General features: G+C 50.0%; 18 protein-coding genes and 3 tRNA genes. 7 read left to right on the plus strand and 14 right to left on the minus strand.

What is annotated here, in order from left to right; all coding sequences use genetic code 11:
* Positions 1-17: 17 nt before the first annotated feature.
* Positions 18-629, plus strand: coding sequence for a DUF1294 domain-containing protein (locus ACIDE9_RS07075; RefSeq protein ID WP_411993789.1), 612 nt, complete (start codon positions 18-20; stop codon positions 627-629).
* A gap of 63 nt (positions 630-692) precedes the next feature.
* On the opposite strand, the gene ACIDE9_RS07080 is transcribed toward ACIDE9_RS07075, so the two are convergent.
* From ACIDE9_RS07080 to tig, 8 genes are all read right to left on the minus strand, one after another.
* Positions 693-2,591 carry a SurA N-terminal domain-containing protein gene (locus ACIDE9_RS07080; RefSeq protein WP_411993791.1) on the minus strand — a complete coding sequence of 633 codons (1,899 nt, stop codon included), beginning with the start codon at positions 2,589-2,591 and terminating at the stop codon, positions 693-695.
* A 316-nt stretch (positions 2,592-2,907) separates the two neighbouring features.
* Positions 2,908-2,984: transfer RNA gene (locus tag ACIDE9_RS07085), tRNA-Asp, on the minus strand.
* A 163-nt stretch (positions 2,985-3,147) separates the two neighbouring features.
* Positions 3,148-3,223, minus strand: a tRNA-Val gene (locus tag ACIDE9_RS07090).
* Between the two features lie 62 nt (positions 3,224-3,285).
* Positions 3,286-3,558: an HU family DNA-binding protein gene (locus ACIDE9_RS07095; RefSeq protein ID WP_019882242.1), complete on the minus strand. Its 273-nt coding sequence runs from the start codon at positions 3,556-3,558 to the stop codon at positions 3,286-3,288.
* 120 nt (positions 3,559-3,678) lie between these two features.
* Positions 3,679-6,114 (minus strand): endopeptidase La, encoded by a 2,436-nt coding sequence (lon, locus tag ACIDE9_RS07100; RefSeq protein ID WP_194753542.1) that lies wholly within the window; start codon positions 6,112-6,114, stop codon positions 3,679-3,681.
* A 135-nt stretch (positions 6,115-6,249) separates the two neighbouring features.
* The gene (gene clpX, locus ACIDE9_RS07105) at positions 6,250-7,539 is read right to left on the minus strand and encodes an ATP-dependent Clp protease ATP-binding subunit ClpX (protein ID WP_194753541.1); all 1,290 of its coding nucleotides are present in this window, start codon (positions 7,537-7,539) and stop codon (positions 6,250-6,252) included.
* A 27-nt stretch (positions 7,540-7,566) separates the two neighbouring features.
* The gene (gene clpP, locus ACIDE9_RS07110) at positions 7,567-8,214 is read right to left on the minus strand and encodes an ATP-dependent Clp endopeptidase proteolytic subunit ClpP (protein ID WP_305076196.1); all 648 of its coding nucleotides are present in this window, start codon (positions 8,212-8,214) and stop codon (positions 7,567-7,569) included.
* A 3-nt stretch (positions 8,215-8,217) separates the two neighbouring features.
* A complete protein-coding gene (tig, locus tag ACIDE9_RS07115; protein ID WP_411993794.1) occupies positions 8,218-9,528 on the minus strand; it encodes a trigger factor in 1,311 nt (436 codons plus the stop codon).
* Between the two features lie 127 nt (positions 9,529-9,655).
* Here tig and ACIDE9_RS07120 point away from each other — a divergent pair, with 127 nt between their 5' ends.
* Positions 9,656-9,826 carry a hypothetical protein gene (locus ACIDE9_RS07120; RefSeq protein WP_411993796.1) on the plus strand — a complete coding sequence of 57 codons (171 nt, stop codon included), beginning with the start codon at positions 9,656-9,658 and terminating at the stop codon, positions 9,824-9,826.
* 6 nt (positions 9,827-9,832) lie between these two features.
* Here the strand turns inward: ACIDE9_RS07120 and ACIDE9_RS07125 are convergent, their stop codons facing one another.
* Positions 9,833-10,207 (minus strand): RidA family protein, encoded by a 375-nt coding sequence (locus ACIDE9_RS07125; protein WP_194753538.1) that lies wholly within the window; start codon positions 10,205-10,207, stop codon positions 9,833-9,835.
* Between the two features lie 100 nt (positions 10,208-10,307).
* Positions 10,308-10,392: transfer RNA gene (locus ACIDE9_RS07130), tRNA-Leu, on the minus strand.
* Between the two features lie 147 nt (positions 10,393-10,539).
* Here ACIDE9_RS07130 and ACIDE9_RS07135 point away from each other — a divergent pair.
* The 4 genes from ACIDE9_RS07135 (at position 10,540) to ACIDE9_RS07150 (ending at position 16,492) form a co-directional block, all read left to right on the plus strand.
* Positions 10,540-10,776, plus strand: coding sequence for a hypothetical protein (locus ACIDE9_RS07135; RefSeq protein ID WP_194741911.1), 237 nt, complete (start codon positions 10,540-10,542; stop codon positions 10,774-10,776).
* Between the two features lie 62 nt (positions 10,777-10,838).
* Positions 10,839-12,257: a TolC family protein gene (locus tag ACIDE9_RS07140; RefSeq protein ID WP_411993798.1), complete on the plus strand. Its 1,419-nt coding sequence runs from the start codon at positions 10,839-10,841 to the stop codon at positions 12,255-12,257.
* Positions 12,254-13,318 (plus strand): hypothetical protein, encoded by a 1,065-nt coding sequence (locus ACIDE9_RS07145; protein WP_411993800.1) that lies wholly within the window; start codon positions 12,254-12,256, stop codon positions 13,316-13,318. The genes ACIDE9_RS07140 and ACIDE9_RS07145 overlap by 4 nt, the downstream gene beginning before the upstream one ends.
* A gap of 36 nt (positions 13,319-13,354) precedes the next feature.
* Entirely contained in the window at positions 13,355-16,492 is a 3,138-nt protein-coding gene (locus ACIDE9_RS07150) for an efflux RND transporter permease subunit (protein ID WP_411993802.1), read from the plus strand.
* Between the two features lie 31 nt (positions 16,493-16,523).
* Here ACIDE9_RS07150 and ACIDE9_RS07155 read toward each other — a convergent pair whose 3' ends face one another.
* Genes ACIDE9_RS07155 through ACIDE9_RS07170 form a run of 4 tightly spaced genes read right to left on the minus strand, consistent with a single transcriptional unit; the run spans position 16,524 to position 20,801 of the window.
* Positions 16,524-17,198, minus strand: a complete 675-nt coding sequence (locus ACIDE9_RS07155; protein WP_194753534.1) for a hypothetical protein — start codon at positions 17,196-17,198, stop codon at positions 16,524-16,526.
* Between the two features lie 17 nt (positions 17,199-17,215).
* Complete coding sequence (pabB, locus tag ACIDE9_RS07160) at positions 17,216-18,667, minus strand: aminodeoxychorismate synthase component I (RefSeq protein ID WP_411993804.1); 1,452 nt, start codon at positions 18,665-18,667, stop codon at positions 17,216-17,218.
* Positions 18,658-19,728 (minus strand): hydantoinase/oxoprolinase family protein, encoded by a 1,071-nt coding sequence (locus ACIDE9_RS07165; RefSeq protein ID WP_411993806.1) that lies wholly within the window; start codon positions 19,726-19,728, stop codon positions 18,658-18,660. The genes pabB and ACIDE9_RS07165 overlap by 10 nt, the downstream gene beginning before the upstream one ends.
* Entirely contained in the window at positions 19,725-20,801 is a 1,077-nt protein-coding gene (locus tag ACIDE9_RS07170; RefSeq protein WP_411993808.1) for an ATP-grasp domain-containing protein, read from the minus strand. The genes ACIDE9_RS07165 and ACIDE9_RS07170 overlap by 4 nt, the downstream gene beginning before the upstream one ends.
* Between ACIDE9_RS07170 and ACIDE9_RS07175 the strand changes: the two genes are divergently transcribed.
* On the plus strand, positions 20,796-21,503 hold the full coding sequence (locus tag ACIDE9_RS07175) for a HisA/HisF-related TIM barrel protein (protein ID WP_411993810.1): 708 nt from the start codon (positions 20,796-20,798) through the stop codon (positions 21,501-21,503). The two genes, ACIDE9_RS07170 and ACIDE9_RS07175, sit on opposite strands and share 6 nt — an antisense overlap.
* The last annotated feature ends 6 nt before the right edge of the window (positions 21,504-21,509 follow it).

Genomic DNA, 21,509 nt, shown 5'->3' on the forward strand with positions numbered 1-21,509 from the left:
GCCAACAAGATTGAAATATGAAACGCACTCGTTATCAAGGCAAAATCACCTCCTGGAAAGACGAACAAGGCTTTGGCTTTATCATGCCTAATAGCGGCAGCAACCAGGTGTTTGTTCATATAACGGCTTTTACGAACCGTGATCGCCGACCGATGAATAATGACATTGTGACTTACACAGTCAAAAAGGCTGCAAATGGAAAACTGCAGGCTGAACACGTTAAATACATTGATGATGCAGTACCATCCAAAGATGGTACCTTTCTGTTACTTTTTGCCATTGTTTTTCTTGCCTGCATGGCTACCGCGGTCTTTTTGAGCAAACTACAGCCACTTATCTTTTACCTTTATATCGCAGCAAGCATTTTGTCGCTGATCGTCTATCAGCGAGATAAATCAGCAGCCAAGCGAAATCTGAGACGCACACCAGAAATTACATTACATATACTGGCATTGATTGGTGGCTGGCCGGGCGCAATTCTGGCACAAAGGTGGTTTCGCCACAAATCGAAAAAGCTTTCTTTCCAACTCTTATTCTGGATGACGATTACTCTTAACTGTGCCGCGCTTGCCTGGTTGCTTTCATCTGGTAGTACAACCGCTTTGAGTTTTCTTGCCAGTTCGCAATAAAAACCTCTATACAAAATAAAAAAGGAGGGCAATGCCCTCCTTTCTTTACTTCAGCCAGCTAAATTATTCGTTACCTTTTGATAACAATACCTTTGCGTTGAACTGAATATCCTTTTTCGCTTTGAGTGAGCCGACATAAGCATGTGACATCTCATCGCCCAATGCCGCCTGATAGGCTTTAAACGCTCTATCAGCGACGTCTGGCTGGTCTTTGAGCTTCTGGTTAACCGCAATCACTTTAATCACGGTGTAGCCTTTATTCGCTTCATTAAAGCCATAATAGGCTGGCAAGGTATGCGTATTCACCTTGAATACGTTCCGCATGACGCCATCGCTCAACCCTTGTGCGTTTCTGCGATCGATAGTCACCGGCGTGATCCAGTCCGTATCCGTCGCTTTACCTGCTTTAAGGTCTGCCAGCAGAGCCTCACCTTTTTGTTGTGCCAGTTTGCCTGCGGCTTCGGCTTTCAACAGTGCTTCAATACCGCCTTTGACTTCGTCGAAACTACGTGGCGCCTCTGGCGTGTACTCAACCACACGTCCAGCCACCAGGTTGTTTGGTGAGACTTCAACGGCTTCAGTATTACGCTTTTCTTTTACGACTTCGTCAGAAAATACCAAGGTGGCGAAACGATCACTCTTAAAGAACTTGGACACTTCTTCCTTGCTCATGGCTGGAGACGTTTGTACTTGTACATTGAACTTCTTGGCCACTGGATCCAGGCTACCAGACTGTTCGTACACGGTGTTACCAAAGTCGTCTGCCAGTTCAGCATATTTGGCTTGCGCCTTCTGGAACAGCAACTCTGCTTTCAATTTGAGTTTCACAGAATCAAAATCTGAAGACTCACCGGTAACGCCAGTCAGCTTGATGATGTGGTAACCAAACTCGGATTCAACCAGATCACTGATGTCACCCACCTTCATTGAGAACGAGGCATCTTCAAATGGCTTCACCATCGCGCCACGGCCAAAGCTGCCCAAATCGCCGCCTTTACCAGCAGAGCCCGTGTCCTGTGAGTTTTCAATCGCCAGTTTTTCAAAGCTCTTAGGGTTGGCTTTAACTTGCTTGAGAATCGTCTCTGCCTTTTCTTTCGCGGCTGCTTTCTCAGCAGGCGTTGCCGTGCTGCTGAAACCAATCAGGATATGACTGGCCTGGCGCTGCTCATCGCCTTGCAATTTAGCTGCGTTTTCGTCATAGAACTGCTTCACTTCTTCATCTGACGCACTCACCTGCCCCATCAAACCAGCGGCAGTCAGCAAAGCAAACTGCAACTTCACTTTAGCTGGTGCAATGAACTTGGTTTTATGCTGGTTGTAATAAGCCTGCACCTGTTCCGGTGTCACGTTCACCTGACTCATGAAGTCAGACACTTTCACGTCTGCCACGGTCACTTCACGTTGCTCAAACTCTGACATCAGTGACTGCTCAGCCACTTTTTTTGGCATAAACACCAGGTTAGTCAAGCCATCACGCACCTGCTGTACAGCCAGGTCCTTACGCACGCTTTGTTCAAACTTGGCTGGCGTCAGCTTGTTCTGGGTCAGCAACTGGTTATAAGTCTCTTCAGAAAACTTACCATTGCTTTGAAACTCTGGCATGCCCAGAATGTGCTGGCTCAATTGCTCATCACTGATTCTAAAGCGGTAATCCTGCACCGCGCTGTCTACCAAACGGCGGGTAATAATGCCCTCCAGTACTGACTGCTTGAATGCCGGGCTTTCCAGCATGGCTGGATCGACTTTTTGCCCTTGTGACTGCATGTAATTGCGGGCATTTTCGACTGCGTTGGAAAACTCCTGCAGTGAAATTTTTTGACCATCGACTTTAGCCACTGCAACTTGGCCGCCAGCCTGATTTAAATAGGAGTCGATACCAAACAACGCAAACGGCACCACAATCAGCGCCAGAATGATTTTTGCCATCCATCCTTGTGTGTGTTTTCTTAATGCTTCCAACATTTTATAGTTTCCATTACCTGATTTTTTGCAACAGCAAACTATACCATAAACCCGCCAATATCGCCGGATTCAGGCCCGGCGTTCGCACTTTACCAGTGGCGTTCTAACGGCTCAGAAATGACAGAGCGCCAATCAAGCATCCTTGTACATTTAAACGCAGCATTTAAGACGCAGATGCTCATCTCGCAAGAGCATGCTGCCACTCAAAAAGAATTCATTTAAATCAGGTTTAAACCTGCAAGATGTTATTGGAATCAAAAGACAGGTAAGGAATGCAGAAAAGAAAAAAGCCCTGAATAAATCAGGGCTTTTTATTTGGCGGAGCGGACGGGACTCGAACCCGCGACCCCCGGCGTGACAGGCCGGTATTCTAACCAACTGAACTACCGCTCCCGGTAATCGTTAAGCTGAAATTATAACACTGTTTCTTATAAAATCAACAACTATTTTTTAATTATTTGCTTGTACTTAGCTTCACTTATTAAAGTAACTTCTTAAGTACAGCGTCACTCAAAAAATTAAGAGCGCAGACCTCGCACTCTTAATTTTAATTGTTTGGTGGGTGCTAACGGGGTCGAACCGCTGACATTCGCCTTGTAAGGGCGACGCTCTACCAACTGAGCTAAGCACCCGTAACAACCACTTGTGTTGCTACTGCTGGCAGAGCAACTAAACGCTGCTCAACCAAAGAATGCTAGTTTACAGCATCTTTAAGACCTTTACCAGCCCTAAATTTAGGAGATTTAGCAGCTTTGATATTAATTGTTGCGCCGGTACGAGGATTACGGCCAGAACGGGCAGAACGCTCACCTACATAGAATGTACCAAAACCAATCAAGGTTACCAGATCACCTTTTTTCAATGCGCCGGAAATAGCCTCAGTTGTTGCATCCAGAGCACGAGCCGCAGCGGCTTTAGAAATACCAGCAGCACTTGCAATATGATCTATCAATTCTGATTTATTCACGTGTTTCCCCTAATAACTAGTTAAAAAGACAGGTACATCCTGTACCGTCTTTATATCAAGCCGCAAAACGAGCTGTCAAGCGCTAATCCGGCCTTTTGACAATAATTCGCATCAATTTTACTAATGCGTGACAGCTTGCTCCGGATTCGCGTCGCCAGAAGCCACAATCTCAACCGCTGGCGCATTGACGGCCAACGGTTGCGGTGCGCTTTCAAGCGCCAAATCCAGCACCTGGTCTATCCATTTTACGCAATGAATGTCCAGGTCCTTTTTGATATTGGCCGGAATTTCGACCAAATCTTTTTCATTGGCAGAAGGAATGAGCACTGTTTTAATGCCACCTCTATGCGCTGCCAACAGTTTTTCTTTCAAACCACCAATCGGCAGGACCTCACCACGCAGGGTAATTTCACCCGTCATAGCCACATCTGCACGGGCTGGGATGCCAGTCAGTACAGAAACAATTGCTGTCGTCAGACCGATACCCGCACTTGGACCATCTTTAGGCGTCGCCCCTTCTGGTAAGTGAATATGAATGTCTTTCTTCTCATAGAAATCAGTCGGGATGCCCAAGCCTTCGGAACGGCTACGTACGACGCTCATCGCGGCTGTGACAGACTCTTGCATCACATCACCCAACTTACCAGTGGTAATGGTTTTACCCTTGCCTGGCAACGTCACCGCTTCAATCGTCAATAGCTCACCACCCACAGAGGTCCAAGCCAGGCCAGTCACCTGCCCTACCTGGTTTTCTTTGGCTGCAACACCAAAGTCGTAACGCTTCACGCCCAGATATTGCTCAATGTTCTTGCTGGTGATATTGATCTTTTTAACCGTTTTGCTTTTGCCTTTGGCCAGCAATTGCTCTTTAACTGCTTTACGGCAAATCTTGGCAACTTCTTGCTCCAGGCGACGCACACCCGCTTCACGCGTGTAATAACGCACGATATCGCGTAACACGCTTTCAGCCACGGCAATGTCTGTCGACTTCAACGCATGGGCTTTCAGTTGCTTAGGCAACAGATAGCGCTGAGCGATGTTGATCTTTTCATCTTCGGTATAACCAGACAAGCGAATAATTTCCATACGATCCAGCAATGGCTCAGGAATATTCATGCTGTTGGCCGTGGCCACAAACATCACGTCACTCAAGTCATAGTCCACTTCAACATAGTGGTCGGCAAAAGTATGGTTCTGCTCAGGATCTAACACTTCCAGCAAGGCCGAAGATGGATCTCCACGCATGTCTTGCCCCATCTTGTCGACTTCATCGAGCAGGAATAAAGGGTTTTTCACGCCGACTTTGGTCATGCTTTGCAGCACTTTACCCGGCATAGAGCCAATATAGGTACGGCGATGACCGCGAATTTCGGCTTCATCACGTACACCACCCAAAGCCATACGCACAAACTTGCGGTTCACAGCTTTAGCAATACTTTGACCCAGCGAGGTTTTACCAACCCCTGGCGGGCCTACCAGGCACAAGATTGGCGCCTTGAGTTTACCCACGCGTTGCTGTACAGCCAGATATTCGACAATACGCTCTTTGACTTTATCCAGGCCGTAATGATCTGCATCCAGAATCGCTTCTGCGGCTTGCAGGTCTTTGCTGATTTTGGTTTTCTTTTTCCAAGGCAGATTGAGCAAAGTATCAATGTAATTACGCACCACTGAAGCTTCGGCAGACATTGGCGACATCAATTTGAGTTTTTTGAACTCGGCAGTGACTTTGGCCAGTGCTTCTTTAGGCATTGCCGCATTTTTGATGCGCTGCTCCAGCTCTTCCATCTCGGCGTTTTCATCCTGCTCGCCCAGTTCTTTCTGAATGGCTTTTACTTGCTCGTTCAGGTAGTACTCGCGCTGGCTTTTCTCCATTTGGCGTTTCACGCGGCCACGGATGCGCTTTTCTACCTGCAAGATGTCGATTTCAGACTCCATCAGGAACAGAAGATGCTCCAAACGCTCAATCACACTGAGCATTTCCAACACTTTTTGTTTTTCTTCCAGCTTGAGCGTCAGATGTGCAGAAATCGTGTCCGCTAGGCGGCCTGGCTCGTTAATCGTTGCCAGTGAGGTCAGGATTTCTGGAGGAATTTTCTTGTTCAGTTTGACGTACTGGTCAAACTGGGTCATGACGGTACGCATCAAGGCCTCTGCCTCTTTGTCGTCCTGATCGGTTTGCTCTACTTCTACACCCAGTGCCATGAAGCAATCGTCTGTTTCCACAAAATCGGAAACACGCACACGATGCAGGCCTTCAACCAGCACCTTGACGGTGCCGTCAGGCAACTTGAGCATTTGCAGCACAGTCGCCAGTGTACCGATCTCGTATAGGTCTTCTGCCGCAGGATCGTCTTTATTGGCAGACTTTTGGGCGACCAGCAAAATCTTTTTATCGCCTTCTGAGGCGCGCTCCAGTGCTTTGACCGACTTGGTACGGCCAACAAACAGCGGGATCACTAAATGCGGGTAGACAACGACATCGCGCAATGGCAATAACGGGATCAAGGCGTTTTCTTCGGGTATCTCGGAGTCAAGCAAAGTGTGTTCTGTCATAGCGTCTTTCAAAAAGTGTCAAAGGAGCCAGTCCTTTGCATTTAGATGGGAACATTCTTTGAGAATTCAAGAGAGCAGGCATCTAATGTTGTAGATGCTATCTTGCAATAGCCGGACGGCTATTGCAAGGGGGATTTAGCTTGCGTTTTCAACGCGTTTTTGCGCATCCTGATAAATCAGAATTGGTTCGGAAGTGTGTTCAATCACGCCAGCATCTACAATCACCTTAGCCAGGCCCTTGAGGGATGGCAATTCATACATGAGATCAAGCAATGAATGTTCCATGATAGAACGCAAACCACGTGCACCGGTTTTACGCTCAAGCGCTTTTTTAGCGATCAAAAGCAGTGCGGAATCTTCAAACTCCAGCTCCACGCCTTCCATCTTGAACAGCTTCATATACTGCTTGGTCAATGCGTTTTTCGGCTCAACCAAAATCGTCATCAAGGCAGCTTCATCCAGAGACTCCAGCGTTGCCACCACTGGCAAACGACCAATAAACTCAGGAATCAGGCCAAACTTGATCAGATCTTCCGGCTCAACTTCGCGCAGGACTTCGCCAACCGCACGTACATCTTCCTTACTCTTCACCTCAGCGCCAAAACCAATGCCGCCTTTTTCCGAGCGATGACGAATGACTTTTTCCAGGCCATCAAATGCGCCGCCGCAAATGAAGAGGATGTTAGTCGTGTCCAATTGCACAAATTCCTGATTAGGATGTTTGCGCCCACCTTGTGGTGGTACAGAGGCAATCGTGCCTTCGATCAGTTTCAGCAAGGCTTGCTGCACGCCTTCACCTGAAACATCACGGGTGATAGACGGATTGTCAGATTTACGGGAAATCTTGTCCACTTCATCAATGTAGACAATACCGCGCTGTGCTTTTTCAACGTCGTAGTCACACTTCTGCAGCAATTTCTGCATGATGTTCTCAACGTCTTCACCCACATAACCAGCTTCAGTCAACGTGGTGGCATCAGCCATCACGAATGGCACATCCAGCAACCGTGCCAGTGTTTGTGCCAGCAATGTTTTACCTGAACCGGTTGGCCCAATCAGCAAAATATTGCTTTTTTGCACTTCGATGTCATCTTTACCGGTCTGATTGCTATCAGACAGCGGATTATAACCAAGGCGTTTGTAGTGGTTGTAAACTGCCACAGCCAGGTTCTTTTTCGCCTGTACCTGGCCAATGACGTATTGATCAAGAATCTGGCAGATTTCTTGCGGTGTCGGCAGTTTTTTATCTGCAGACTTGATTTCGTTAAGGCTCTGGATCTCTTCGCGAATAATGTCGTTGCATAAGTCAACACACTCATCGCAAATGAACACAGAAGGACCAGCAATCAGTTTTTTGACTTCGTGCTGGCTTTTGCCACAAAACGAGCAATATAAAAGCTTTTCGCTATCAGATTTGTTTGCCATGCTATTCCCCTGCTGGTTGCTCGCTGATTAAACAGCGCTACGTGCGGCAATCACCTGGTCTACCAGGCCATAAGCCTTGGCAGCGTCAGCGCTCATAAAATTGTCACGATCGGTATCGTTGGCAATGGTGTCAATATTCTGGCCAGTATGATGCGCCATAATGCCATTCAACTTGTCTTTCAAATACAGGATTTCCTTGGCATGAATCTCGATGTCTGAAGCCTGGCCCTGGAAACCGCCCAGTGGCTGGTGAATCATGACACGGGAGTTAGGCAGGCAGAAACGCTTGCCCTTGGCGCCTGCAGTCAGCAGAAATGCGCCCATGCTGGCGGCCTGGCCAATACACAATGTGCTCACGTCCGGCTTGATAAACTGCATAGTGTCGTAAATCGACATCCCGGCAGTCACAGAACCACCTGGAGAGTTGATGTACAAGGAAATATCCTTGTCCGGATTTTCTGCTTCAAGGAACAACAGCTGCGCCACCACCAGGTTGGCTGTCATGTCATTGACAGGGCCGACCAGGAAAATGACACGCTCTTTGAGTAATCGTGAATAGATGTCATACGAACGCTCACCGCGGCCACTTTGCTCGATGACCATTGGGATATAGCCAAGCCCTTGCGGCTCCATTCTTTGTTGCATCATGCCCTCGTTCGCGTTCATATAATTCATGGTTTAAGCACCTGCCATCATCAATTCATCAAATTTAATTTTCTTGTTAGTGACTTTGGCTTTATCCAGCACCCAAGCCACTACGTTTTCTTCCGTTGCCAATGCTGCTGGCTCATCCAGACGTTTTACATCTGCATAATACCAGCTGACCAGCTCGTCAGGTTTCTCAAAGCTTTGCGCAAAACTGTCTACCATGGCACGCACTTGATCAGCCGTTGCTTGCAAGTTATTGCTATTCACCAACTCAGTCAATACCAAACGCAACTTGGCGTTACGTTGTGCCTGTGTCTCAAACACTGAAGGCTCCATTGGTACTTGCGTTGGATCCACACCGCGTTGACGCAGATTTTGTGCAGCTACTTGCATCAGACGATTAGTTTCAGCAGACACAATTGCTTTTGGCAATTCGAAGCTGGTTTCATCCACCAGGGCCTGGAATACAGACTCTTTCACACGCGCTTTGATACGCTTGTCGACTTCTTGTTCCAGGCTTTGTTTAATTTCAGACTTCATGGTGTCGAGGTTACCATCTTCCACGCCCAGGTTTTTAGCAAACTCGGCATCAATTTCAGGGTAAACCGGTTGTGACACAGACACGAACTTCACATCGTAAGTCACTGTTTTACCAGCTAATTGGGCTGGATTGTGATCTGCTGGATAAGTAATGTCGAATGATTTCTCAGTACCGGCTTTACCACCGATCAAGGCATCATCAAATTCTTTTACACGGCCTGGCTCACCAATCACCAAGTCAATACCACGGTCGCCCGTGCTTTCAACCTGTTGACCATCGATAGAAGCCGTCAATGTGATGTTAATACGATCCGCTTTTTTAGAGGCACGCTTCACAGGCTCGTAACTTACGCGCTGCTTCACCAACACATCCAGTGTTTTTTCCACGTCAGCATCGGACAATTCCAGCGCTGGACGTTCGATCTTCACTTTGCTCAGATCACCCACGGCCACTTCCGGGAAAATCTCGAAAGTCGCGATGTATTCAAACTCTTCTGCAGCATCTTTAAATGGCAGGTGTTCAATATTCGGGAAGCCAGCCACGCGCAGCTTGTTTTGCTCAACAGCATCACCGAAGCTGGTCTCAACCGCTTTGGAGTACACCTCGTCACGCACCTGATCACCATAGTGCTGATTCACCAGGCCAATAGGCGCTTTGCCCGGACGGAAACCAGAAAATTTGGCTGTACGAGAAATTTGCTGTAAACGTTGTCTGATTTGCCCTTCCAGCGGAGCCAAAGGGACTTTGATAGTCATGCGACGTTCCAAGTTGCTGACTGTTTCAACAGATACTGCTGCCATGCTGAACTTCCTGTAAAAATCGTTTTAATAACGATGGGTTATGTAAGTAGACGCATGCTTGTGCGCCTTAATAAATGTTTAAACACAACCTGACCACACTCTAAAGGGTTTAAATAGTGATCAAATCATGAAAAAAGAGCCTAAAAATATAACACAACTCTCAATTGAAATAAACTTCAAGCCCATGCCTACGCCACGAGCACATCACTTCGCTGATGCAAATAGCGCCAAGCCTTTTAAAAAGCCTGTGTTTAACCCTAATATGGCGCCAGAAGCACAGACTTCAAGCACCACCTGATGCGCATTAGTTTAAAGCAACAATGGCTTCAATTTCCACTAATACATCACGCGGCAACTTAGCCACTTGTACGGTGGAGCGCGCAGGCGTGTGGGTTGCAAATGCTTCCGCGTAAATCTGGTTCATCGCCGCAAAGTCATCCAGGTTTTTAAGAAACACGGTGGTTTTGACCACTTGCTGCAAATTGCCCCCAGCGGCTTCAATAATTGCCTGCAGATTGGCCAAGACCTGACGGGTTTGCACCACGATGTCGCCATCATTCAAACTGCCGTCCGGGCGCAATGCAATCTGTCCAGAGGTATAAAGGATATTACCGACGACAACCCCTTGTGCATAAGGGCCAATCGCAGCGGGTGCATTTGGTGTTTGTACGATATTCATATGCCATCTCTTTCGCTAATCATCTAACGCTAAAAACAATAAAGGCCTCCTGCAACGGAAGCCTGTTATTTCGTTCATGCACCACCCGATTATAATAAGGTGGTGCGAAAGGAGAGACTCGAACTCTCACGCCTCGCGGCGCTGGAACCTAAATCCAGTGCGTCTACCAATTCCGCCACTTTCGCATCTTGCCAGCCAACACCGACAATTTGCTATTATAGCCCATTTTTAAGCGATTCCACAAACTTGAGGCGTTCACATTGACAAGCCTGACGTTCAACTGCAAGATGCTGGATTAAAGATCATAAAAGAAGTTGTTGATGGGACAGGATATGCATTCAGCCGAAGAAAATATGCTTAGAGCGGAACTTGAGCTTTTAATGCGAGAGCGTGAGATTTTGCTCAAAATTACTGGTGTGGCTGCCGGTTTAATCGCAGAGCTCAATACTGCGGATTTACCAATCCGCACCGTCGAAGCAGCCGACTTGCTGGCAACGACCATCAATCAGTTGCCAGAAGAGTTATTGCAAGACGCGCTGGATGCCGCTCACGCGACCATCGTAGAATAAATGCAGGCGTCGAATAAACTCTCGCCAGGCGCTGGTGTATAGACGCCAGCCCTACAAGCGCCATGCGTCTGCTCGCTTACCTTTCCCCGCTGTTATTAACGGCATGCGGCATCGCCTTTCAGGCCAAGCCTATTCCACAACAACAGAATATCGACGCCATTCAACAGGCAACACCAGCCACCGATGGCTTTAAATCTTTTGTCACCACACAATCGCCGCAAACAGCCTGGCCCATTGAAGCCTGGGACCTGGATAGCCTGACACTATCAGCGCTCTACTTCCACCCTGCCCTTAAGGTCGCTAAATCTGACTATGCGGTAGCCCTGGCGGGCATCACCAGCGCTGGCTTGCGCCCGCAAGTCGGCCTGAATGGCCAGCTATCACACAGCAACCGCGCTAATGGCGATATTAATCCCTGGTCTTACGGTTTGCAGGTCGATATTCCGGTGATTACCGCCAACAAGCGGCAGATCAATATCGACATTGCGCAATACCAGGCCGACATTGCCAAAATAATGATTTCGGAAACTGCCTGGACTTTGCGGCAGCAACTGAGCCTTGACTTGATCCTGCTGGCTGAGCAACAAGCCATGCAAGGCAACCTAAGCAGATTGCAGAAAGCCCAGCAGACGCTGCTTGCTGCCTACCAGAAGCGGCTGGATTATGGTGTAGCGGGTAAATCAGATGTACTGCCCATCCGCCTGCAACATGACCAATCCGCCTGGCAATTACAGCAATTGACCTTGCAAATCAGGCAGACCGAACAAAAGATCCTGCATGATGCAGGCCTGACCGAGCAGCAAAACCTGCCACTGAATATTGCGCCGATTCAGTTATCACAGATATTAAAGGCAAGATTTGCACAATCGCAGGCGTATGCGGACGCATCCACTATCCAGAACACGGCTTTGACCAACCGCATGGATATCCAGCGCGGGCTGGCACAATATGCAAAAGCAGAATCACAACTCCGATTGGAAATGGCCAAGCGTTACCCAGACCTGTCACTCAACCCAGGGATGATTTATGAGTATGGCGACAAAATCTGGTCTTTGGGCATAGGCACCATGCTCAACCTGCTCAACAAGTCTTCTGATCTGTGGGCGCATGCCGAGCAAGTACGGCAAAATGAAGCAGTGCGTTTTTACGCCCTGCAACATCAGGTCATCCAGCTTTCAGAGCAGTCTTTTATCAAGTACCGCGACTCAGCCAACCTACTGGTGACATTGACGCGCGAATATGAACAACAATCGCGCCGCAAAGCACAACTTGAGAACCAGTGGCATCAAGGCCTGATCGACAAAACCGAATACCTGCAGACAGAAATCCAGTTTTATAGCGCACAACAGCGCCTGATTACACAACAGGCGAATGTCATGCGAGCATTGCAGGAGATTGAAAATGTGATGCAAAAACCGATTGCACTATCACAACGTGCAACGACCTTTGCCAACCAGCAGCAAGAGGCGCCAGCAAAATGAATAAAAAAGCACTCTGGATTATCGGGGCCCAGATTATTTTAATTGTGATTCTGATTTGGACTATCGTATTTGTTGGCCGCGATGAATACGAATCGATTCAGGATGACAGCGAGGAAGAAATTGAAGGGCCGGTGCGTGTTACTGAGCAAAATGGCCTGCAAGTGGTGCAACTCAACCTGGCCACCCAACAAAACAGCGGCATCAGCGTGCAACCGTTACAGCCATACGATTACCACGGCAATATCAAGGTACTGGGCTCGGTCATTTCAATTCAAACCCTGGTCGACTATAACAGCCAATATCAATTGCTCAAATCACAACTGGCACTGGCTGAAAGTGTGCTGCCTAATCACCAGTTACAATACCAGCGCTACAAACACCTGAATGAAGACGATAAGAACGTCTCTGATAAGGCTGTGCAGGAAGCACAGGCATTGGTCATTAACGACCAGACCCAGATCAAAACCACACAATCACAACTCAAAGCACTCACGGATACCATTGTTGCGCAATGGGGACAGCCGCTGGCTACCTTGATCACCCAGCACCCCTCCCCTGGCCCATTGCATGACCTGCTCATGCAGAAAAAAGTGCTGGTGCAAGTAAGCTTTCCACTTAACTACAAAGCCCCTGAAGGCAATTCCAGCCTGTATATTTCACCAATTCAGGATGAAATTTCGCCAATCAAGGCCGATTATGTGTCGCAATCCATCCAGACCGATATCAGCAATATCGGCAAAACCTATTTTTATAGTGCGCCAGCAGACTATTTACGCGTCGGTATGCGTGTGAATGTGGTACCGGCACAATCTTCTTCTGCCACCATGAAAGGTGTCATTGTGCCTAACCAGGCGATTGCCTGGCATGGCGGCATGGCCTGGATTTACGTCAAAACCAAGCCGGATACCTTTTTGCGAAAACCGGTTGCCTCTGACATTGAACTGGATAATGGCTGGTTTGATAACAGCATCGCATCAGGCACCGAAGTGGTGACCCGTGGTGCGCAACTATTGCTGTCAGAAGAATTCAAGTTTCAGATTAAGAATGAAAATGAAGATTAATCTGCAAATGCTGAATCATCACAGAGGACTGCCAGCATGATGTCGGCACTGGTCAGGTTTGCCATCCGCTTTTACGGCGTGATGATAGGGCTCGCCCTGCTGGTCATAGTCTATGGTGCTTACAGCCTGACCCAGAGCGACCTCAACGTCTTCCCGGAATTCGCCCCGACCCAGGTAGTGATTCAAACCGAGTCGCCAGGCCTCTCGGCCAGCTTGGTCGAGAAACTGGTCACACAGCCGATTGAGAATGTCATTTCGGGGGCGATCGGCATTAAAAGCCTGCGCTCGCAGTCGATTCCCGGCTTGTCCATTATTACGGTGATTTTCCAGGATAAATCAGACATTTACCGTAACCGGCAAATCGTTGCCGAACATTTGAACATGCTTGGCAGCCAGTTGCCGCCAGGCATTGTGCCCAACATCACCCCGCTCACCTCCTCGGCCAGCACGGTCATGGGGATAGGTGTGACCTCGGACAAACTGTCGCTGATGCAATTACGGACATTGGTCGACTGGCACCTCACGCCGCACCTGATGGCCATCCCTGGCGTCGCTGATATCAACGTCTACGGCGGCGAAGTGCGCCAGTTCCAGATCAAAATTGATCCGCGCAAACTGATGCTGTACCAATTGAATGTGCAAGATGTGGTCAATGCGGCTAGCCGTGCCACCGGCGTACGTGGCGCAGGCTATATTCAAAACGACAACCAGCGCATTATCCTCAATAGCCAGGGCCAGACCACTACGCCGCAACAATTAGCCAATATCACCCTATTGCGCAAACTGGGCCGCACTATCCGCATCAGCGATGTGGCAGAAGTCGCCGAAGGGGCAGCACCTTCTATCAGCGCCGCGGCCATCAATGGCCATCCTGCGGTCTATTTATCAGTACAAGGCCAGCTGGGTGCCAATGTGTATGCGCTGACCCAATTGCTGGAGCGCAAACTGGCGGACATCAAACCCAGCCTGACCGCGCAAAAAGTGACGCTACATGAAGGCTTGTTCCGTCCGGCCAACTTTATTGAAACCGCCATACACAGCTTGCGCACGGATATTTTAATCGGCTCGTTCCTGGTGGTGGTGGTGCTGTTTGCATTCCTGTTTAACGTGCGTACTGCCGTCATTTCAGCCACAGCGATTCCATTGTCGTTACTGACCGCGATTGTGGTGCTCTACCAATATGGCGTCGGGCTGAACATCATGGTGCTGGGTGGCCTGGCCATTGCCCTGGGTGAAGTGGTCGACGATGCCATTATTGATACGGAAAACATTTTCCGCCGCCTGCGCGAAAACCGTTTACTGGCGCAACCGCTGCCTGCGGCGCAAGTGGTGTTCCGCGCCTCGATGGAAGTGCGTAGCTCGGTGGTCTATGCCACCATTATTGTAGCCCTGGTATTCTTGCCGCTTCTGACCCTGTCGGGCGTGGCCGGTAAACTATTTGCCCCCTTGGGATACGCGTATATTTCCGCCATCCTGGCCTCGCTAGTGGTTGCCCTTACCCTGACACCCGCACTTTGCTACGCCCTGCTGGCAAACGCACCGCTGCAAAATGAAGACTCTCCTGTCTTGCGCTGGCTGAAACAGCGTTACGTCAAACTGTTATATCAAATTGAGCATCGTTACCAGATGATTCTCATGACCAGCTTTGTCTGTATTGCGCTGGGCCTGGCGATTCTGCCGCTCTTCAGAAGCCAGTTTATCCCTGCCCTGCGCGAAGGCCATTACATCCTGCATATGACCACGGTGCCTGGCACCTCAGAAATACAATCACTCAAGCTGGGCAACCAGGTCACCAAAGTGCTGCTGGAGATTCCTGGCGTGAAGAGCGTGGCGCAATGGGTAGGCCGCGCGCCCAATGCAGCAGACACCTTTGGCACGCATTACAGTGAATTCGAAGTCGAAATCGGCACCGTGTCCGGTAAAGAACAGGAACGTATTTTCCATGACATTCGCGAAGAGCTTGCCGGTGAAACAGAAGACGACGATGGCGATGGCAAAGTCGAACTGGGCTTTGTCGGCGCCAACTTTGCTATCAACACCTTCTTAACCGAGCGCATTGAAGAGACCATTTCCGGCTACGCCGCCGGATTGGTGATTAATATTTTTGGCCAGGATCTGGATGCGCTGGACCGCGATGCGCAAAAGGTCGCCAACCTGCTGGGTAGCATACGCGGCGTCCGTGATGTCATGGTGCAATCTCCACCAGAAACGCCAGAAATTGTGATCCGCCTCAAGCAGGAAAAACTGGCACTATGGGGCCTGCAACCCCTGGACGTGCTGGATACGGTCAAGGCCTGTTATGAAGGCGTGCCAGTTAACCACGTGTTTATGGGCAACCGCTCCATCGGCGTCAGCGTACTGCTCAATGATGCCTCGCGCGATGATATCGCAGACATGCGCAATATCCCGATCTTCAACCCGGAAGGCCAAATGCTCAAATTGTCCGATGTCGCCTATGTGGCGCAAGAAGGCGGCCGCTCCAAAATTCTGCACTCGGGTGCCAAGCGCATTCAAACCATTACCGCCAATATTGTCGGCCGCGACCAGGCCTTATTGCTCGAAGACATACGCAACACTTTGCATAAAAAACTGCAATTAAACAGCGGTAACTACCTGGAATTTTCTGGCGAAGCAGAGGCCAATGCGCAATCTCGGCAAGACCTGATTATTCACTCGCTGGTGGCTGGCGTGGCAATTTTCCTCATGCTGTATATCGCTTTTGGTCGCCTGCGTAACCTGATGCTCACCTTCGCCAACCTGCCTTTTGCGCTGATTGGCGGCGTTGTCGCGACCTTCTTTACCGGCGGCTGGATTTCGGTCGGCACCCTGGTGGGCTTTGTCACCCTGTTCGGCATCACGCTGCGCAACTCCATCATGATGGTGTCGCATTTCCAGCATCTGGTAGACGTAGAAGGCTATGAATGGAATTTGGACACCTGCATCCGCGGCGCCTCTGAACGCTTGCCGTCCGTGCTAATGACGGCACTGGTGACCGCGCTGGGACTGTTGCCGCTAGCGATTGGCAGCGGTGAACCGGGACGGGAAATTGAAGGGCCAATGGCGACGATTATTGTCGGCGGTCTGATCTCTTCTACCATCCTTAACCTGCTGATCTTGCCGACCATCATGCTGCACTTTGGCCGTTTTGAGAAAAGCGATGCACCTGTGTCCTGAGCGGCTGAATCAATAGCCAGTCAAACCAAGTTTATGGCTGATGTTGCAACAAATAGTCAGCTAACAGGTTCATCGTTAATGCATTGCCCGCAAAGCCCTGCTCAAACAGCGCATATTCGCTTTGGTGCACCACATACGTCTGGAATTTAGCCCCGGCAAGCAAGCCTGATAATCCCTGGTCCACAATATCCATCGCCTGCAACGCTGGCAAACCAAGACTGCCCTGCGTCTCTAACAATCTGTCGTCTGATTTGACCAGTAATAAATGTTGCGCTTCTAGCTGCCAGGCAAGCCAGGCGGACAGGCTATCTGAGGTCACATCCCAACTTTCGGCTAAAACATGTTCATTGGCAAACGTGGTGTTTAAGGCCATTTCGCTGGGCAACCATACCAGGCCTCGATGCTGCCAGCCGCTTTCTGCAATTTCGAGTGGATTTCGCACCAGTGCAAGTTCAGGCACCATGGCCACCAGGCTGCGCGCCATTTGATCCATGGCGTAGATGGCCAGTGCATGGGCCTGCGAGTCATCAATATGGCCGTCTGGGTGTGCTGCCCGCATCTGCTGAAAATCGCGAACGGCATCGGCATACAAACCGCCGCCAGGCACAATAATCACCTTACCATCGCCCCAACGGACAACCAGGCGCAACCATTGCACCAGGCTGTCGTAGTGTGTCACGCTACCCCCTAGCTTGATCACCCACATATGCATGTTCCCGAGTATTATTTTGTCATTTTAAAATGTGCTGCCAACTTGAAAAACTGCGAGGCTTTATCAAATGTTTCCTGATATTCCCTGGCACAATCCGAGTCAGCTACCACGCCGCCGCCGGCAAAAAAAGTCATTTTTTCATTGCATATCACAGCGGTTCTTATCGCGATATTGGTATCCATACTACCATCAAAACCGATGTAGCCAATACTACCGCAGTAAATGCCACGCCGGTGCGGCTCTAGCTCTTCGATAATCTCCATGGCGCGCAACTTAGGTGCGCCGGTGATAGAGCCACCAGGGAAACAACCGCGCAATAGATCCAGCGCATGATACTTTGGTGCTAGTAAACCACGCACGATACTCACCAGATGATGCACATTGGTAAAGCGCTGCAATTTAAACAAGGCATCGACTTTGACTGAACCGACTTCGCAAACCTTGCCAATATCATTGCGCAATAAATCCACAATCATCAGGTTCTCGGCGCGGTCTTTGATGCTATGCGCTAACTCCTCGGCGGCTTTCGCATCTGCAGTAGCGTCCTGGTGCCGTGGACGCGTGCCTTTAATCGGCCGCGTTTCAACTTTGCGATCTATTACCTGCAAGAACCGCTCCGGCGACATCGACAACACTGCCAGCTGCGCCCCTGCACCATCCTCAAGTTGTAGGTAAGCCATAAATGGCGCGCGGCTCAATTGCCGGAAATGGTCATAAGCCTCGCAAGCATCGCCTGCCACATCCACTGCAAAGCGTTGTGCGAGATTGATCTGGTAGCAATCGCCCGCGCGGATATAGTCCTTCACTTGTTGGAAAGCACGGGCATAGGCTGTTTGATCCATATTCGGCTGAATCTCGCCAGTGACCTTAAACGCCGCTTCGTGCTGCCCCGTAGATGGTTCTAACAATTGCTGGTGGAGCGTCTGTAGCGCCTGGTGATCGCTAAAGCGAGCATGTGATACCAGCTTGCTGATGCCCAAATGATGATCGACGATAATCGCCCAATCATAAATGCCAACAAGTAACTCAGGCAGCGGCATATCCTCAGCAGCCAATGTGGGCATGGTTTCGATACTGCGCCCCAGATCATAGGCAAAATAACCCAGCGCCCCTCCTGCAAACGGAATATCGGCCATGCGCTCAACAGTATGGGGTGCCAACCACTGCTGGATGACCTGGAAAGGATCTTGCTGCGACCTCTCTATGAGGGTCTGGTTCGTTTGGGCCTGCTGCGTATGCACTTCAGTATCGGGTTGTCGATGTATGATTTTGGCCACTGGCGCAGCCACCACAATATCAAAACGGGCACCCAGGCTGATTTCTTCATCCACACCCGCTTGCAATTGAGACTGGCTGGCCTCCACCCGACCACTTTCCAGCAGCATCGGCCATGGCAGATGCCTGACTTGCCTCAACCAATGCATGCCTTCTGCATAAGGTAAATCCAATTGAATTAATGCCATGCTTGCCATAACCTCGCCACCGCATAGGCTGGAAAACAGACCTCTGCATCTTGTTTTAATTGTAAATTACCTGCGGACATCCATGCTGTGGCCGGCTGATAAGCCAGGCCCAGACGCTGCGCCAGCGCTGCCACCAGAAAACTGCCCGCCCCCAGCCCCACCATGATCTGCGGTGGCCTTGGCGCCCGTGCCATGATTGATTGTATGGCCTGTTGCAGTTGATTCAGTTGCGCGGCTTTAAACGCAAGGGCCAGCGACTGCCAGGCATCGTCCGTTTTATCTTCAACATCATGCCCCACCATCCGTGCCAGGCGACGCATACTGTCGACCATGGAACGCCCTTGACCGTCCGCAGTCTCGGCCAGGTCATAATCAGGAGATAACTCACCCAGCACACGATAGACATCCGCAGTCGTGGCAAAATATTCTGCTGCAATATGGCGCGGCTCAGGCTGGGCCTGCCCAGGCGCTAACCAAGTGATTAATGGTCCCAGTGCCATCAGGGGCGTGCGCACGACGCCGGTATAAAATAAACCCAGCTTAGCCATACGCTCCGCGTCAGACCAGCCCACAGGCACTACCTGGTGCTGATCACACAGCGTGATATCACAAGTCGTGCTACCAATATCCACCACCAACATAGCGCTATCTGTCATGTTGGTCGCCAGGCATTGGGCCGAGGCATGCCAGTTCATGGAGGCAATGTGCGCCTCCTGTCCTGCTACGCTGGCCGTAAAGCCTGCGCCTTGCGCCGCTGAAGCCAGGTAGAACTCGGCGTGTGGCAAATAGTCCTGCACCGTCTCGGCAATCGCTCGTACGCCCTGCAACCGGTTATCAAACAAATCAACCAGCTCTCCGGTCATGGTCACCGCATGATCACAAGCCCATGCCTCCATTTGCCAGTGATGCAACACATATTTGATGGCATCTTCCAGTAACGGCAGACCTTTCCATAAAGCACAGGCTTGCTGTAATACACGCACGATCTCACCTTGCCCACCCAGCATCACCGCTTTCACATGCGCACCACCAATATCCCAACCGATGACAGCGCGTTTCATGCGGGCGATACCTCGGTACGGCTGTTTATGGGCAAAGACAAAGTACACGATGCCTGCGCTTGAGCAGCACTCAATTTATTTTCTAAAATCGCATCCAGAATCATGGCAGCAGGATTTTCTGTGAGTAATGGCGATAAGGCGATATAAGGCGTGGTGAGGCGCGGATTCACTTCAACCAGTATCAATTGATCGTCTGGGCTCAAAATCATGTCTGCCCCCCAGTAGCCTACCAGGCCGGGGATCGCACGGTGAACCTGCTCGGCTAACGTTTGCATCGCGGGCAGATAGGCGACAGCTTCGTTCACGCCAGCGCCATCAAAATGGAAACATCCCTGCTGGATATCTATTCTTTGCCGATGCCCGGCAATCACCTGTACACACTCTTGCGTCGATAACACCGACATGCTCAGCGCTAAGCCTGGCACATAAGGCTGCAGTAAAGTCTTAGCGAACAACAAAGGATTTTCAATTGATCTTTTCAATTTAAAATCAATAAGTTCATTGATATTTTTAAAGTAATAAGTGAATTCACAACCTGCGCCATCATCGGGCTTTACCACCCAACCAGACGTAGCAGCCGCATGGTACCAGTTCAGGCTTTCCAAGGCGTCTGCCTGCGCTAAAAACACATGCGGCAATACAGCAATCCCAGCCTGCTGGCAAATCTCAGCCATGATCGATTTGGCACTGGTCTGCGCGATCGCGTCAGCACGACAGCCTATCCAGACTTTGCCAGCGGTTTGCACCAATTGCTGCATCTGCTGCAAAATGCCTTCTGTTTCAGGTGCAATCACCCAGCAAGCATCTATGTCATCAGATGCTAATTGCTGGCGCCAAAGCGCATCAGCATCCTCACCAGGATGTAATGGCAGGCTACGGGCATGAATGGGAGCTGCAACGCGGCTATCGTGGCTAGTGATACAATCAACGCCCAGCGCTGACAAGTCTGCCAGCAAGGCATCGCGCATCAACAGGCCTTCTTGCAACAAGCTGGCCGGCAATGCCTCAGAGACCAGGCCACCAGCACTGACATATTCACAGACCCAGATTTTCAAGCGAGATTTATTGTGCATATTATTCCCGTCATCGATTTGATGCATGGCCAGGTAGTACAAGCCATACAAGGGCAACGCCAGCACTACCGTGCGATCCAATCGCAGTTAACCGATAGCCATGCCCTGCTCGATGTCATCACTGCTATTTTACAAGTTTATGCCTTCGACTGCGTGTATATTGCCGATTTAAATGCAATCACGGGCCATCGTGACATGCCCAATCACCTACCGCTGATTAAACAGGTCATGACTGCCTTCCCGAACCTGCAATGGTGGGTGGATGCCGGACTCAATAGCACCGAAGCACTCAAGCCCTGGCTGGACGCTGATATCCGCCCGATCATTGCCAGTGAAACCTTAACGGATATCCGAACCTATCAAGCCATGCGTGAAATAACGGCGCACAGTATTTTATCGCTGGATTTCTTTCAGGATGGCTTTCATGGCCCTGCTGACCTGCTGGCTGAAACAGGTCTCTGGAGCCAGCCAACCATTCTCATGAGCTTACCCAAGGTAGGCGCCAATCAAGGCCCAGAGGTCGAGAAAATCAGCTCCTTGAAGCAACAGCATCCACAGCAGGCGATCTACGCCGCTGGCGGTGTCAGACACATCGCAGATATACAGGCTTTGGCACACGCAGGGGCTGATGGCGTATTGGTTGCCAGCGCACTGCACCAGAAACAGCTCACCGCCAGCGACCTCGCAATATTCGCGCAATAAAAAACC

The organism is Methylophilus sp. 'Pure River' (assembly GCF_046765995.1).
In the GTDB taxonomy this organism is placed as follows: Bacteria; Pseudomonadota; Gammaproteobacteria; order Burkholderiales; family Methylophilaceae; genus Methylophilus.